The organism is Bacillus sp. FJAT-42315 (assembly GCF_002797375.1).
In the GTDB taxonomy this organism is placed as follows: domain Bacteria; phylum Bacillota; class Bacilli; order Bacillales; family Domibacillaceae; genus Bacillus_CE.
In genome coordinates, this window is the sequence record NZ_KZ454941.1 from 1473331 (window position 1) to 1487779 (window position 14449).

Sequence of the window (14449 nt, forward strand, 5' to 3'; positions counted from 1 at the left end):
TGCTTGTCGTGTCTGAACAGTCGGCTCCGCTTTTCGTATTGTCTAGCTCCAGACGCTAGCGACTAGTGGACTTCCACGCTCCTCCTTGCGATAAGTCAACATCGATTCACTGGCGTTCATCGTGTTTCCTTTATCTCGATCGGATCGCTCCAGTCCATACGTCGCTGACCAGCGCCTTCCGCTTTTCGTTGTCATTTGCTTTTTTGGCTGATATAATCAATGCTAGTGTAATTGTGCCGATTAACAGGAGAAGGTGAAAGTATGAATCATGAAGAGAGAGTAAAGAGACAGGAGCATATTCGAAATTTCTCGATTATTGCTCATATTGATCATGGGAAGTCTACGTTAGCAGACCGAATTTTAGAGAAAACTCAGGCGTTGACTGCTCGTGAAATGAAGAGCCAGCTGCTTGATTCGATGGATTTGGAGAGAGAGCGCGGCATTACGATTAAATTAAATGCTGTTCAGTTAACATATAAGGCGAAAGATGGAGAAGAGTATATTTTTCATTTGATCGATACACCGGGACACGTCGACTTTACGTATGAAGTATCTCGAAGCTTAGCCGCTTGTGAAGGGGCGATTTTAGTTGTTGATGCTGCTCAAGGAATTGAAGCGCAAACGTTAGCGAATGTGTATCTTGCTTTAGATAATGATTTGGAGATCCTTCCAGTCATTAATAAAATCGATTTGCCAGCAGCGGAGCCAGAGCGAGTACGTCAAGAAGTTGAGGACGTCATTGGTCTAGATGCTTCAGAGGCTGTGCTTGCTTCTGCGAAAGCAGGTATCGGGATTGAAGAAATCTTGGAGCAAATTGTGGAGAAAGTTCCAGCGCCACAAGGTGACCCATCTGCGCCATTAAAAGCGCTTATTTTTGACTCAATGTTTGATGCGTATCGCGGAGTCGTTGCCTACATTCGTATTGTCGATGGAACGGTCAAAGTAGGCGATCGCATTAAAATGATGTCAACTGGAAAAGAATTTGACGTCACAGAGGTTGGAGTGTTTACGCCGAAAACAACCCCTCGTGATGAACTAACAGTTGGCGACGTTGGCTTTTTAACAGCGGCGATTAAAAATGTCGGCGATACAAGTGTCGGGGATACGATCACTTTAGCCAAAAATCCTGCTGATGAAGCACTACCTGGGTACCGAAAGCTCAACCCGATGGTATACTGTGGATTGTACCCAATCGACTCATCAAAATTTAACGACTTGAGAGAAGCACTTGAAAAACTTGAGTTAAACGATTCTGCTCTACAATTTGAGCCAGAAACGTCTCAAGCTTTAGGTTTTGGTTTCCGTTGTGGCTTCCTAGGCTTACTTCATATGGAAATCATTCAAGAACGTATCGAGCGTGAGTTTAAAATTGATTTAATTACGACAGCGCCAAGTGTTATTTATAACGTGAGAATGACAAATGGTGAAGAAGTGAGTGTCGATAACCCGTCGAATATGCCAGATCCACAAAAAATTGATAGCGTAGAAGAGCCTTATGTTAAAGCGTCCATTATGGTGCCAAATGATTATGTTGGAGCAGTTATGGAGTTAGCGCAAGGAAAACGGGGAATCTTCATCGATATGCAATACATGGACGATATTCGTGTTAATGTCATTTATGAAATTCCGTTATCAGAAATTGTCTATGATTTCTTTGATCAATTGAAGTCTAATACAAAAGGCTATGCTTCATTTGATTATGAGCTGATTGGCTATAAGCCGTCGAAGCTTGTGAAAATGGACATTTTATTAAATAGTGAAAAAGTCGATGCGTTAAGCTTTATCGTTCACCGTGACTTCGCTTATGAGCGCGGAAAAGTCATCGTAGAAAAGCTGAAAGAATTAATTCCTAGACAGCAGTTTGAAGTACCTGTTCAAGCGGCGATCGGTCAAAAAATTGTCGCCCGCTCAACGATCAAGTCAATGGGTAAAAATGTATTGGCGAAATGTTACGGTGGAGATATTTCTCGTAAGCGTAAGTTGCTTGAAAAGCAGAAAGAAGGAAAGAAACGGATGAAGCAAGTTGGATCCGTTGAAGTCCCTCAAGAAGCGTTTATGGCTGTTCTGAAGATAGACGATTCGACTAAATAATTTTTAACGGGAAAGGGAAAGCGTAACAGCTGACCCTTTTTCTCGTTATGTTAGAGGAGTTTTTGAATGATACGTTCCGCTTATATCCATATCCCTTTTTGTCATCAAATTTGTCATTATTGCGACTTTAATAAAGTGTTTATGAAGAATCAGCCGGTGGAGGAGTATTTAGCTGCACTTGCTACTGAAATGAAACTGATGCAGGAATCAAACCCGACCGCTTGTTTAGATACGATTTTTGTTGGTGGCGGTACCCCAACTGCTCTAAGTGCTGAGCAGCTAGCGACACTTTGTCGATCGATTCGAGAAATTCTCCCATTTACAGAGGGAGAGTTCACCTTTGAAGCCAATCCAGGAGATTTAACAGAGGAAAAGTTGAAAGTGTTAAAAGAGTATGGAGTTAATCGTTTAAGTATCGGTGTTCAATCCTTTGATGACGAATTATTAGCATCCATCGGGCGCACGCATAAAAGTCGCGATGTATTTACAACGATTGAACGTGCGCAAGCCATTGGGTTTGAAAATATTAGCATCGATTTAATTTATGCCTTACCTAATCAGACGCTTGAGAATTTTCGCGACACATTGCACACTGCGTTAAGCTTAGGTCTTCCTCATTATTCAGGCTATTCGCTCATTATTGAACCGAAGACGGTCTTTTATAATTTAATGAGAAAAGATCGCTTACCACTTCCAAAAGTGGAAACAGAGGCGGCTATGTATCGAGAGTTGATGGAACAAATGTCAGCCCGCGGACTAACGCAATATGAAATCAGCAACTTTGCCAAGCCAGGATTTGAAAGTCGTCATAATCTTGTATATTGGAATAACGAGCAGTATTATGGCCTAGGAGCTGGCGCGCATGGATATGTAAATGGTGTGCGAACAGCTAATCATGGCCCGTTGAAAAAATATATCGAGCCGTTAATGGACGGACAGCTCGCGCTTTTATCGTCTCATCAAGTATCGAAAAATGAACAGATGGAAGAAGAAATGTTTCTTGGTCTTCGAAAAATGGCAGGAGTATCTGTTGCGCAATTTCATCAAAAATATCAGTGTTCCCCGCTTGAATTATTCAAACAACCGCTTGCAGATATGACAGCAAGAGGGCTTCTAATGATTGAAAACAATGAAACGATTCGCTTGACTGATGAAGGGAAATTGCTTGGCAACGAAGTATTCCAGTCATTTTTATTATCGATCGAATGATCCGCAATAACATGAGCATGTCCGTTGACAATAAGCATTGATTTTGATAATTTATTTATAGATTTAGCACTCATAAAGATAGAGTGCTAACAGAGGTGATGAACGTTGTTAACAGATCGTCAGCTTTTCATCTTACAAGTAATCATTGATGACTTTATTCAATCTGCACAGCCGGTTGGCTCGCGAAGCTTGGTTGAGAAAGAAAAAGTTGCTTACAGTTCAGCGACGATTCGCAATGAGATGGCTGAGCTTGAGGAACTTGGTTATTTAGAGAAAACTCATACCTCCTCAGGTAGAGTGCCTTCAGAAAAAGGATATCGTTATTATGTCGACCATCTGTTGCATCCTGAACAGCTCAATCGAAAAGAAGTGCAGACGATTCATTCCATCTTTTCTGACCGCATGTATGAGTTAGAAAAAGTGGTGCAAAAGTCAGCAAAAATTTTATCAGAATTAACGAATTACACAGCGATCGTATTAGGACCTGAAATTAAGGATAATAAAGTAAAGAGGCTACAAATTGTTCCTCTAAGTAAAGATACAGCGATCGCTATTATCGTGACAGATACGGGGCATGTTGAGAACCGAACGTTCAAACTCCCTCAAAGTGTCGATGCTTCCGATATTGAAAAAATGGTGAACATTTTGAATGAACGATTGGTCGGCATTCCGCTTTCTAATCTACACGATAAGTTGTATAAAGAAATTGTTGTGCTTATGCGTCAACATATTCATAATTACGAAGCGATGTTAACAATGTTTGCTGATGCCGTTGATGTGCCAGCAACAGAAAAGTTGTTTTTCGGTGGAAAAACGAATATGCTCAATCAGCCTGAGTTCCATGATATTGTGAAAATTCGTCAAGTGATGAATATGATTGAACAGGAAGAAGGCATCTATAAATTAATTAGCGGCATCCCAACTGGTATTCAAGTCAAGATCGGCAAAGAAAACAATAATGAAGCGATGGAGCATTGTAGCTTAATTACAGCTTCCTACTCGGTTGGAGAAGAACAAGTGGGAACAATTGCGATACTTGGGCCGACGCGAATGGAATACTCGCGGGTGATTAGCCTCGTCGATTTTTTGAGTCACGATATGACAAAAGCGTTGACGAAGCTGTATGAAAGCTAGATAAAGTCAGTATGGTAAGAGCGTGGAAGTTGTTGCTGACTTCCGTCTCTTTCTGTGTATAATATAAAGGTTGAATGATTAGGAGAAAATTTGAAGGAGGTGAAACCAATGGCAGAAGAGAAGCAACTGCATGAAGAACCACTTGAACAAACTGACGAACAGCCAGTAACAGAAGAAGCAGCAGAACAAACAGAAACTGTTGAGGAAGAGGCTTCTTTTGACAAAATAAATGAATTAGAGCAAAAATTAGAGGAAGCAGAAAGTTCTTATTTGCGTTTACGAGCTGACTTTGATAACTTCCGTCGTCGCACGCAAATCGAGCGTGAAGCGGCAGATAAATATCGCGCACAAAATTTAATTTCTGACTTGCTTCCATTGCTAGACAATTTCGAGCGTGCACTGAAAATCGAAGCAGCAAACGAGCAAACGGAATCCGTTCTTCAAGGGATGGAGATGGTTTATAAAGGATTGCTCACAGCGCTAGAAAATGAAGGTGTTGAAGCGATCGAAGCTGTTGGCAATGAGTTTGATCCGCACATTCATCAAGCGGTTATGACAGATAGTGATGAGAGCTATGGATCAAATATCGTGGTGGAAGAATTTCAAAAGGGTTATAAACTAAAAGACCGTGTCATTCGCCCATCAATGGTCAAAGTTAATCAATAAATTATTACATATATTTTTCAGGGAGGTAAGACAAATGAGCAAAATTATCGGTATCGACTTAGGTACAACGAACTCATGTGTGGCAGTTCTTGAAGGTGGGGAAGCGAAAGTTATTCCTAATCCAGAAGGTAATCGTACAACACCATCTGTAGTTGCATTTAAAAATGGTGAGCGTCAAGTAGGGGAAGTGGCTAAACGTCAAGCGATCACGAACCCTAACACAATTATGTCTGTTAAGCGTCATATGGGTACAGCACATAAGGAAACAATTGAAGGAAAAGAGTATTCTCCTCAAGAAATTTCAGCGATGATTCTTCAACATTTGAAATCTTATGCGGAAGAATACTTAGGAGAAAAAGTAGAGAAAGCAGTTGTTACTGTTCCTGCTTACTTTAATGATGCTGAGCGTCAAGCAACTAAAGATGCTGGTAAAATTGCTGGCCTTGAAGTAGAGCGTATCATTAACGAACCGACAGCTGCAGCGCTTGCATACGGTATGGATAAAATGGATGAGGATCAAACGATTCTTGTATATGACCTTGGCGGTGGTACATTTGACGTATCGATCTTAGAACTTGGCGATGGTGTATTCGAAGTTCGTTCTACAGCTGGTGATAATCGCTTAGGTGGAGACGACTTTGACCAAGTGATCATCGATTATTTAGTACAAGAATTCAAAAAAGAAAACGGCATCGATTTATCTCAAGATAAAATGGCGATGCAACGTTTAAAAGATGCAGCTGAAAAAGCGAAGAAAGATCTTTCAGGTGTGACTTCTACACAAATTTCTTTACCGTTCATTACAGCAGGAGAAGCTGGACCGCTTCACTTAGAATTAACATTAAGCCGTGCGAAGTTTGACGAGCTATCAGCGAACCTTGTTGAGCGTACAATGGGACCAGTACGTCAAGCACTTCAAGATGCAGACATGTCTGCTTCTGAGCTTGATAAAGTCATCTTAGTTGGTGGATCGACTCGTATTCCAGCTGTTCAAGAAGCGATTCGCAAAGCAACGGGTAAAGAGCCTCATAAAGGAGTAAATCCAGATGAAGTAGTAGCGATGGGAGCTGCTGTTCAAGGTGGAGTATTAACAGGTGACGTGAAAGACGTTGTTCTTTTAGACGTAACTCCACTTTCTTTAGGTATCGAAACGATGGGTGGCGTATTTACGAAGTTAATCGATCGTAACACAACGATTCCAACTTCTAAGTCACAAGTGTTCTCAACAGCGGCTGACAGTCAAACAGCTGTTGATATTCATGTGCTTCAAGGGGAGCGCTCAATGGCGGCGGCCAACAAAACATTAGGTCGCTTCCAATTAGCGGATATCCCACCAGCACCACGTGGAATTCCACAAATCGAAGTAACATTTGATATCGACAAAAATGGTATCGTGAATGTTAGTGCGAAAGATATGGGTACAGGTAAACAACAAAACATCACGATTAAATCATCCTCAGGTCTTTCTGATGAAGAGATTGATCGTATGGTGCAAGAAGCAGAAGAAAATGCTGAAGCAGATAAAAAGCTAAAAGAAGAAGTAGAACTTCGTAATGAAGCCGATCAATTAGTCTTCACAACAGAAAAAACATTAAAAGAACTTGAAGGCAAAGTAGACGCTGAAGAAGTGAAAAAAGCAGAAGATGCGAAAGAAGCGTTGAAAGCAGCGATTGAGAAAAATGAACTTGAAGATATTCGTGCGAAAAAAGATGAGCTATCTGAAATTGTGCAAAACTTGTCCATGAAACTGTATGAAGAAGCAGCTAAGCAAGCTCAGCAACAAGAAGGACAGGCGCAAGGTGGACAAAAAGATGATGACGTCGTCGATGCTGAATTTGAAGAAGTAAAAGACGATAAATAATCGCAAGCTTGAGCCTTTTCGCTAGGCAGCTAAAGTCAAAGTCAGGGGGTTCCTTGACTTTGACTTTTTTCATGATGAGCTGAAACAATCGATTAGTATTAACTATTCACTATTAAGGAGCAACTATGTTAAAATAGCCCTTATGTGAAAGGAATCGGGGAGTGGAACGTGATGAGTAAACGAGATTATTATGACGTACTTGGTGTCGAAAAAAGCGCTTCTAAAGAGGAAATCAAAAAAGCGTATCGCAAGCTCTCAAAAAAATATCACCCAGATATTAATAAAGAAGCGGGAGCCGACGAGAAATTTAAAGAAGTCAAAGAAGCTTATGAAGTGTTAAGTGATGAGCAAAAACGGGCACAATATGACCAATTTGGTCATGCTGATCCAAATCAAGGGTTTGGTGGAGCTGATTTCGGTGGGTTCGGAGGATTTGAAGATATTTTTAGCACCTTCTTTGGTGGCGGTGGCGGTCGCAGAAGAGATCCAAATGCTCCGCGCCAAGGAGCCGACTTACAATATACAATGACGATCAAGTTTGAAGAAGCGGTGTTTGGAAAAGAGACAGACATTGAAATTCCGAAAGAGGAAACTTGTGGTACTTGTACAGGTACGGGAGCAAAGCCTGGTACCGATCCAGAAACTTGTTCGCATTGTCACGGTGCAGGTCAGTTAAATGTCGAGCAAAACACGCCATTTGGTCGAATTGTGAATCGTCGTACTTGCCCATATTGTAGCGGTACAGGTAAGATGATTAAAGAAAAATGCTCGACGTGCGGCGGCGATGGAACGGTAACGAAAATGAAGAAAATTCATGTGAAAATACCAGCTGGAATTGATGATGGTCAACAGCTGCGCGTATCTGGACAAGGAGAGCCGGGTGTAAATGGCGGCCCTGCTGGCGATTTATTTATCGTATTCCGCGTTCTTCCACACGAATTATTTGAACGAGATGGCGACGATATTTATTGTGAAATTCCTATCACATTTGTTCAAGCTTCACTTGGTGATGAAATCGAAGTACCGACCATTCATGGAAAAATTAAATTGAAGGTACCAGCAGGAACACAAACGGGTACGAAATTCCGTCTGCGCGGAAAAGGTGTACCAAATGTTCGTGGTTATGGTACAGGAGATCAGCATATTCGAGTGAAAGTCGTTACTCCAACGAAATTAAATGAAAAGCAGAAAAACTTGCTTCGAGAATTTGCGGAAGTAAGCGGTGAAATGCTAGATGAACAACAAGCGGGCTTTTTTGATAAAGTAAAACGCGCGCTAAAGCGTGACTAATAAAGAATGGAGCTGGCAACAGATGAAGTGGTCGGAGATTAGCATTCAAACAACAAATGAAGCAGTAGAAGCTATTTCTAATATTTTGCACGAAGCGGGTGCAAGTGGCGTTGTTATTGAAGATCCTTTTGAATTAAAGAGAGAGCGTGAGGATCAATTTGGTGAAATCTATCAGCTAAATCCCGATGACTATCCTGAAGAGGGTGTAATCGTTAAAGCATATTTACCTGTAAACAGCTTTCTAGCTGAAACCGCTGAAGGGATTGCACAATCGATTAAGAATCTTGTCGAATATAATATTGACATCGGTCAAAATGTGATGACATTGATGGAAGTGAATGAGGAAGATTGGGCGACAGCATGGAAGCAATATTATAACCCGGTGAAAATCTCTGAAAAATTTACGATTGTTCCTACGTGGGAAGACTATACACCTGTCAGTACAGATGAGTTAATCATTGAACTGGACCCAGGTATGGCTTTCGGAACAGGTACACACCCGACAACGGTCATGTGTTTGCAAGCGTTAGAACGATACGTCCAATCAGACGATCATGTCGTGGATGTTGGCACAGGTTCAGGAGTGCTAAGTATTGGTGCAGCATTGCTTGGTGCGAAAAAAGTAACCGCCCTAGACTTAGACGAAGTTGCTGTTGAGTCAGCGAAAGAAAATGTTTGTCTTAATCATGTCGAAGAAACGGTGAATGTGTCAAAAAATAATCTATTAGATGGCATTGACGAACAAGTTGATGTCGTGGTAGCTAATATTTTAGCGGAAGTCATTATGTCCTTCACAGATGAAGTAGCTCAAGTCGTGAAGCCAGGAGGCTACTTTATTTCTTCAGGGATCATTAGTCAAAAGCGTGATGACGTGAAAGAGGCTGTCATTGCGGCCGGCTTTGATATTGAAGAAACGGTGTTAATGGAAGACTGGGTTGCTATTATTGCAAAGAAAAAATAATGAGTTAACAGCTGTCTCAGAGGTCTGTGAGACAGCTTCAAAGAAAATGAAATAGACGGGGTGACAATCGTGCAGCGCTACTTTGTAAATGAACAATTAGAGGATGGCAAGTCAATCAAAATCGAGGGAGAGGATTTTCATCATTTGTCACGAGTGATGAGGATGGAAGTCGGGGATCATGTCTATGCTGTATTTCCTAATGGAGAAACAGCAGAGGTAGAAATTGAGCACCTTGCTAATGATTATGCACTTGCCTTTCTCGTGGAATGGATTCATGATAAGAAAGAGCTGCCGGTTGATATCGCCATTGCGAGCGGTCTGCCGAAAGGGGATAAATTGGAACTCGTCATTCAAAAGGGAACAGAACTAGGAGCTAGCTTGTTTGTCCCTTTTCATGCGGATCGCTCCATTGTGAAATGGGATGAGAAAAAGGGTGAGAAAAAGACGGAACGCTGGTCGAAAATAGCCAAAGAAGCCGCTGAACAATCTCATCGTAACCGTGTGCCAGACGTGATGAAGCCGGTGAATATAAATCAATTGATTGAAATCGGACAAGACTATCCGTTTAAATTATATGCTTATGAAGAAGAAGCGAAGCAAGGGGAGAAGCAGGCGTTTCATCAAGTGCTAGCCGAGATGCAGCCGGGTGATCGACTGTTCATTGTCTTTGGACCTGAAGGTGGAATTTCAGAGAAGGAAGCGGAAAAATTACGGAGCCATGGCTATATTCCATGCGGATTAGGCCCGAGAATTTTACGAACCGAGACTGCTCCGCTATATGCTTTATCTGCAATTTCCTACCATTTTGAACTAATGAGGTGATGATAATGCCAACAGTGGCATTCCAAACACTTGGATGTAAAGTAAACCATTATGAAACAGAAGCGATCTGGCAGCTGTTTAAAAGCCAGAATTACGAGAGAGTTGATTTTGAAGCAACAGCAGATGTGTATGTCATCAATACATGTACCGTGACAAATACTGGAGACAAGAAAAGTCGTCAAGTCATTCGTCGAGCGGTTCGTAAAAATCCAGACGCGGTCATTTGCGTCACTGGTTGTTATGCACAAACATCACCAGCTGAAATTATGGCGATTCCAGGAGTCGACGTTGTGGTCGGAACACAAGACCGAACGAAAATGCTTGACTATATTGAGCAGTTTAAACAAGAGCGTCAACCGATTAATGGCGTCGGCAACATTATGAAAAACCGCGTGTACGAAGAATTAGACGTACCAGCTTTCACGGATCGTACACGTGCTTCTTTAAAAATTCAAGAGGGCTGTAATAACTTTTGTACGTTCTGTATTATTCCATGGGCACGTGGCTTAATGCGTTCTCGTGATCCGCAAGAAGTACTTCGTCAAGCACAACAGCTTGTAGATGCAGGTTATAAGGAAATCGTGTTAACGGGCATTCATACAGGTGGATACGGTTCGGACATGAAGGATTATAACTTAGCGATGCTTTTGGCTGATTTAGAAAAGGTAAAAGGCTTAAAGCGCATCCGTATTTCTTCGATTGAAGCGAGTCAATTGACAGATGAAGTGATTGAAGTGATTGATCGTTCGAACATTGTAGTGAGACATTTGCATATTCCGTTGCAATCTGGCTCAAACACTGTGTTGAAAAGAATGCGTCGTAAATACACGATGGAGCATTTCGCTGATCGTTTGAACCGTTTGAAGCAGGCGTTACCAGGCTTAGCTGTAACCTCTGATGTGATTGTCGGTTTCCCTGGTGAAACAGAAGAAGAATTTATGGAAACGTATAATTTTATTAAAGAGCATAAGTTTTCTGAACTTCATGTTTTCCCTTATTCCAAACGTACAGGTACACCAGCTGCCAGAATGGATGATCAAGTGGATGAGGAAGTGAAAAACGAACGTGTTCATCGATTAATCACTCTTTCTGATCAATTAGCAAAGGAATATGCTTCTCGTTTTGAAGGAGAAGTGCTTGAAGTGATTCCGGAAGAGTCTTTTAAAGAAGGAGACAAAGAAGATTTATATGTCGGCTATACAGATAACTATTTAAAAGTAGTATTTGAAGCAACGGAGGAAATGGTCGGTCAAATCGTGAAAGTGAAAATCACGCAAGCTGGCTACCCATACAATAAAGGTCAATTTGTTCGAGTGTTAGAAGAAGAATTAAATACAGTGAATTAATCTATCGCCTTTTGTGCAATAACTAATTGCATGAAAGGCTTTTATTTTCTATTAGAAGAATAAAAAACAATATCGTGCATTCTCGCAATTTTATAGTGACGATGGTAAGATAGAGATGTACGGACAACTTGTCTGAAGGGAGATAATCGTTTATGACAAATCAATTTGAACAAGTGGCAAAAATGATTGACCATACATTATTAAAAGCAGATGCAACAAAAGAGGAAGTAAGTAAACTTTGTGAAGAAGCAAAGACATATGAATTTGCTTCTGTTTGTATTAATCCAACATGGGTGTCTTATGCAAGTGAGCAGTTAAAAGGAACGCCGGTAAAAGTATGCACAGTGATTGGTTTTCCTCTAGGAGCCATGACATCTGAAGTGAAGGCATTTGAAACGAAGAATGCCATTGAAAACGGTGCTGAAGAAGTGGACATGGTGATCAATATCGGTGCCTTAAAAGACGGAGATTACGAGACGGTATTGAAAGACATTCAAGCGGTTACATCTGCGGCTAAAGGTAAAGCGTTAACGAAGGTGATCATTGAAACTTGCCTATTAACAGATGAAGAGAAACAAAAAGCTTGTGAGCTCGCTGTCAAAGCAGGAACAGACTATGTGAAAACATCGACAGGCTTTTCGACAGGTGGTGCGACGGTTGCGGATATCACGCTAATGTGCCAAACGGTTGGGCCTGATATCGGTGTGAAAGCGTCTGGTGGCGTTCGTAGTAAAGAAGATGCGGAAAATATGATCAAAGCCGGTGCAACAAGAATTGGGGCTAGTTCTGGTGTAAAGATTGTTCAAGGACTTCAATCGGACACTGATTATTAATTAGCTGATGTTTTGTAAAGAAAATTTCTTGACGGCTATAATTGCTTGTATTATAATTATTTAGTACATGGAATTTCCATAACGGAACATGTAATCGTAAGTGTTCGGAGGGAGGGAAAGAGAAATGTCAAGAACAGTTGTTCGTAAAAACGAATCACTTGAAGAGGCTCTACGTCGTTTCAAACGCTCTGTTTCCAAAACTGGAACTTTACAAGAATTTAGAAAGCGTGAATTCTACGAAAAGCCAAGTGTGAAGCGTAAAAAGAAATCTGAAGCGGCTAGAAAACGTAAGTGGTAAAGAGAGAGAGGGTGTAAGAATGAGTCTTCTCGAGCGTTTAAATAATGATATGAAGCAAGCGATGAAAAACAAAGAAAAAGACAAATTGACTGTCATTCGCATGCTTAAAGCTTCCTTGCAAAACGAAGCGATTAAAGCAGGCAAAGAGTTGGCAGAAGATGACGAATTAGCCGTACTTTCTCGCGAAGTGAAACAACGCAAAGACTCCCTCCATGAGTTTGAGAAAGCAGGACGTGAAGATCTGGTTTCAAAAATTCAAACTGAACTAACTTACGTGAACATATACATGCCGGAGCAACTTTCAGAAGAAGAATTAGAAGCGATTGTTCAGGAAACAATTGTAGAAGTAAATGCTTCCTCTAAAGCTGATATGGGTAAAGTAATGAGTGCGCTCATGCCGAAAGTAAAAGGTAAAGCTGACGGCGGAACGGTGAATAAGCTAGTTCAGACAAAATTATCATAAAAAAGAGATGGCGATTGTTGCCATCTCTTTTTTATACTTGTCAGTTCATCCGCCGCTGGGCAGCGCTTTCCGCATTTCGTTTTAATTGAAACTTTTTTGTAGGGTTGTTCGTATAGTAGGAAGGTGAGGTGGTGAGTTTGGTGAAAAGTTACAGGCTTTTTTTGTTTAGTTTGGTATTATTGATTGTGGGGATATGTTTGCCGACAGTTTCGCAAGCTGAGGATAAGCCTGTTTATGTGATTCCGGTCCATCATGAGGTCGAGAAAGGCTTATATGGATTTATGAAGCGTGGGATAGAGGAGGCAAAGGAGCAGGGGGCTCAGTTAATTGTGCTTGAAGTTCACACTCCTGGTGGACTTGTTAACGCGGCAGGGGATATTGGAAAATTGTTAGATGAAACGGATATTCGGACAGTCGCCTTTATTAACAATCAAGCATTGTCAGCTGGAGCGTATATTTCTCTTCATGCCGATGCGATCTATATGGTGCCTAATGCGCAAATGGGAGCAGCAGCCGTTATTGATCAGCAAGGGAATATGGCTGATAAAAAAGCGCAAAGCTATTGGCGTTCAGCGATGAAAAGTGTGGCTGAACAACGTGGGCTTGATCCTAAGTATGCGATCGCTATGGCCGATCCTAACATCGACGTGCCACAATACGATGCACCTAAAGGAGAATTGTTAACATTCACTTCTAAGCAAGCGCTAGAAACTGGTTATTCAAAGGCCACAGTAGATCAGTTAGCGGATGTATTAAAGGAAGAAAAGGTTGAGCAATCGCCGGTTAAACAAGTGGAAGAGAGTTGGGCGGATAAAATCGCTCGATTTGTGACAAACCCTATTGTTGTACCTATTTTATTGTCGCTTGCTAGCCTCGGTCTCATTTTAGAGTTGTATTCTCCAGGGTTTGGTGTGCCGGGTTCGGTCGGATTATCCTCTTTATTGTTATTTTTCTATGGACATCTTGTTGCTGGTTTAGCTGGATATGAGTCGGTATTGTTGTTTGTCATCGGTGTCATATTAATTGTAGCCGAGTTGTTTTTGCCGGGTGGTATTGCTGGTTTTCTTGGAATCTCAGCCGTCACCGGTAGTATTTTACTTGCTGGTGATAATGTCAAATGGATGGGTATTTCGTTATTAATTGCCATGGCTATTGCGACCCTTGGCATGACTTTAATGGTAAAGGTGTTTGGTAAAAAGATGAAATTTTTCAAGAAAATGATTTTAAAGGATTCGACTAGTACAGAAAGTGGCTACGTATCTAACATCAATCGTTCGGAACTAATCGGAAAAATAGGGATCACGAAAACGCCATTTCGACCAGCGGGTACAGTGATGGTTGATGGAGAGCGGGTTGATGCGGTCACTGAAGGCGGTTTTATTAATGCCGAAAAGTCAGTGAAAATCATCAAGGTAGAGGGCTCACGCATTGTTGTAAGAGAATTGGAAGAATAAAGGAGGAAATATAATGGACAC

Annotated in this window: 14 protein-coding genes; 13 read left to right on the top strand and 1 reads right to left on the bottom strand. The window is 41.3% G+C overall.

What is annotated here, in order from left to right; all coding sequences use genetic code 11:
* Positions 1–42: 42 nt before the first annotated feature.
* Entirely contained in the window at positions 43–195 is a 153-nt protein-coding gene (locus CEF22_RS18485; RefSeq protein ID WP_157843189.1) for a hypothetical protein, read from the bottom strand.
* Between the two features lie 66 nt (positions 196–261).
* Between CEF22_RS18485 and lepA the strand changes: the two genes are divergently transcribed.
* The 13 genes from lepA to CEF22_RS07100 all read left to right on the top strand — a co-directional run bounded on the left by lepA (position 262) and on the right by CEF22_RS07100 (position 14428).
* A complete protein-coding gene (gene lepA / locus CEF22_RS07040; protein WP_095477731.1) occupies positions 262–2091 on the top strand; it encodes a translation elongation factor 4 in 1830 nt (609 codons plus the stop codon).
* Between the two features lie 66 nt (positions 2092–2157).
* On the top strand, positions 2158–3300 hold the full coding sequence (hemW, locus tag CEF22_RS07045) for a radical SAM family heme chaperone HemW (RefSeq protein ID WP_100402301.1): 1143 nt from the start codon (positions 2158–2160) through the stop codon (positions 3298–3300).
* Positions 3301–3405: 105 nt separating this feature from the next.
* Positions 3406–4434 carry a heat-inducible transcriptional repressor HrcA gene (hrcA, locus tag CEF22_RS07050; protein WP_100402302.1) on the top strand — a complete coding sequence of 343 codons (1029 nt, stop codon included), beginning with the start codon at positions 3406–3408 and terminating at the stop codon, positions 4432–4434.
* 108 nt (positions 4435–4542) lie between these two features.
* On the top strand, positions 4543–5100 hold the full coding sequence (gene grpE, locus CEF22_RS07055) for a nucleotide exchange factor GrpE (protein WP_100402303.1): 558 nt from the start codon (positions 4543–4545) through the stop codon (positions 5098–5100).
* Positions 5101–5134: 34 nt separating this feature from the next.
* Positions 5135–6961 carry a molecular chaperone DnaK gene (dnaK, locus tag CEF22_RS07060; protein ID WP_100402304.1) on the top strand — a complete coding sequence of 609 codons (1827 nt, stop codon included), beginning with the start codon at positions 5135–5137 and terminating at the stop codon, positions 6959–6961.
* A gap of 171 nt (positions 6962–7132) precedes the next feature.
* On the top strand, positions 7133–8251 hold the full coding sequence (gene dnaJ, locus CEF22_RS07065; RefSeq protein WP_095477761.1) for a molecular chaperone DnaJ: 1119 nt from the start codon (positions 7133–7135) through the stop codon (positions 8249–8251).
* Between the two features lie 22 nt (positions 8252–8273).
* Positions 8274–9212, top strand: a complete 939-nt coding sequence (prmA, locus tag CEF22_RS07070; RefSeq protein WP_100402305.1) for a 50S ribosomal protein L11 methyltransferase — start codon at positions 8274–8276, stop codon at positions 9210–9212.
* Between the two features lie 69 nt (positions 9213–9281).
* Positions 9282–10034: a 16S rRNA (uracil(1498)-N(3))-methyltransferase gene (locus CEF22_RS07075; RefSeq protein WP_100402306.1), complete on the top strand. Its 753-nt coding sequence runs from the start codon at positions 9282–9284 to the stop codon at positions 10032–10034.
* A 5-nt stretch (positions 10035–10039) separates the two neighbouring features.
* A complete protein-coding gene (gene mtaB / locus CEF22_RS07080) occupies positions 10040–11380 on the top strand; it encodes a tRNA (N(6)-L-threonylcarbamoyladenosine(37)-C(2))-methylthiotransferase MtaB (RefSeq protein ID WP_100402307.1) in 1341 nt (446 codons plus the stop codon).
* A gap of 152 nt (positions 11381–11532) precedes the next feature.
* On the top strand, positions 11533–12213 hold the full coding sequence (gene deoC, locus CEF22_RS07085) for a deoxyribose-phosphate aldolase (protein ID WP_100402308.1): 681 nt from the start codon (positions 11533–11535) through the stop codon (positions 12211–12213).
* 124 nt (positions 12214–12337) lie between these two features.
* On the top strand, positions 12338–12511 hold the full coding sequence (gene rpsU, locus CEF22_RS07090) for a 30S ribosomal protein S21 (RefSeq protein ID WP_094836917.1): 174 nt from the start codon (positions 12338–12340) through the stop codon (positions 12509–12511).
* Positions 12512–12530: 19 nt separating this feature from the next.
* Entirely contained in the window at positions 12531–12974 is a 444-nt protein-coding gene (locus CEF22_RS07095) for a GatB/YqeY domain-containing protein (protein ID WP_094836918.1), read from the top strand.
* 140 nt (positions 12975–13114) lie between these two features.
* Entirely contained in the window at positions 13115–14428 is a 1314-nt protein-coding gene (locus CEF22_RS07100) for an NfeD family protein (RefSeq protein WP_100402309.1), read from the top strand.
* Positions 14429–14449: the final 21 nt, after the last annotated feature.

Coding starts and splice junctions, on each gene's coding strand:
- dnaJ (WP_095477761.1), top strand. CDS start 7,133: ATGAGTAAACGAGATTATTATGACGTACTTGGTGTCGAAAAAAGCGCT.
- prmA (WP_100402305.1), top strand. CDS start 8,274: ATGAAGTGGTCGGAGATTAGCATTCAAACAACAAATGAAGCAGTAGAA.
- lepA (WP_095477731.1), top strand. CDS start 262: ATGAATCATGAAGAGAGAGTAAAGAGACAGGAGCATATTCGAAATTTC.
- rpsU (WP_094836917.1), top strand. CDS start 12,338: ATGTCAAGAACAGTTGTTCGTAAAAACGAATCACTTGAAGAGGCTCTA.
- mtaB (WP_100402307.1), top strand. CDS start 10,040: ATGCCAACAGTGGCATTCCAAACACTTGGATGTAAAGTAAACCATTAT.
- deoC (WP_100402308.1), top strand. CDS start 11,533: ATGACAAATCAATTTGAACAAGTGGCAAAAATGATTGACCATACATTA.
- CEF22_RS18485 (WP_157843189.1), bottom strand. CDS start 195: ATGACAACGAAAAGCGGAAGGCGCTGGTCAGCGACGTATGGACTGGAG.
- grpE (WP_100402303.1), top strand. CDS start 4,543: ATGGCAGAAGAGAAGCAACTGCATGAAGAACCACTTGAACAAACTGAC.
- CEF22_RS07095 (WP_094836918.1), top strand. CDS start 12,531: ATGAGTCTTCTCGAGCGTTTAAATAATGATATGAAGCAAGCGATGAAA.
- hemW (WP_100402301.1), top strand. CDS start 2,158: ATGATACGTTCCGCTTATATCCATATCCCTTTTTGTCATCAAATTTGT.
- dnaK (WP_100402304.1), top strand. CDS start 5,135: ATGAGCAAAATTATCGGTATCGACTTAGGTACAACGAACTCATGTGTG.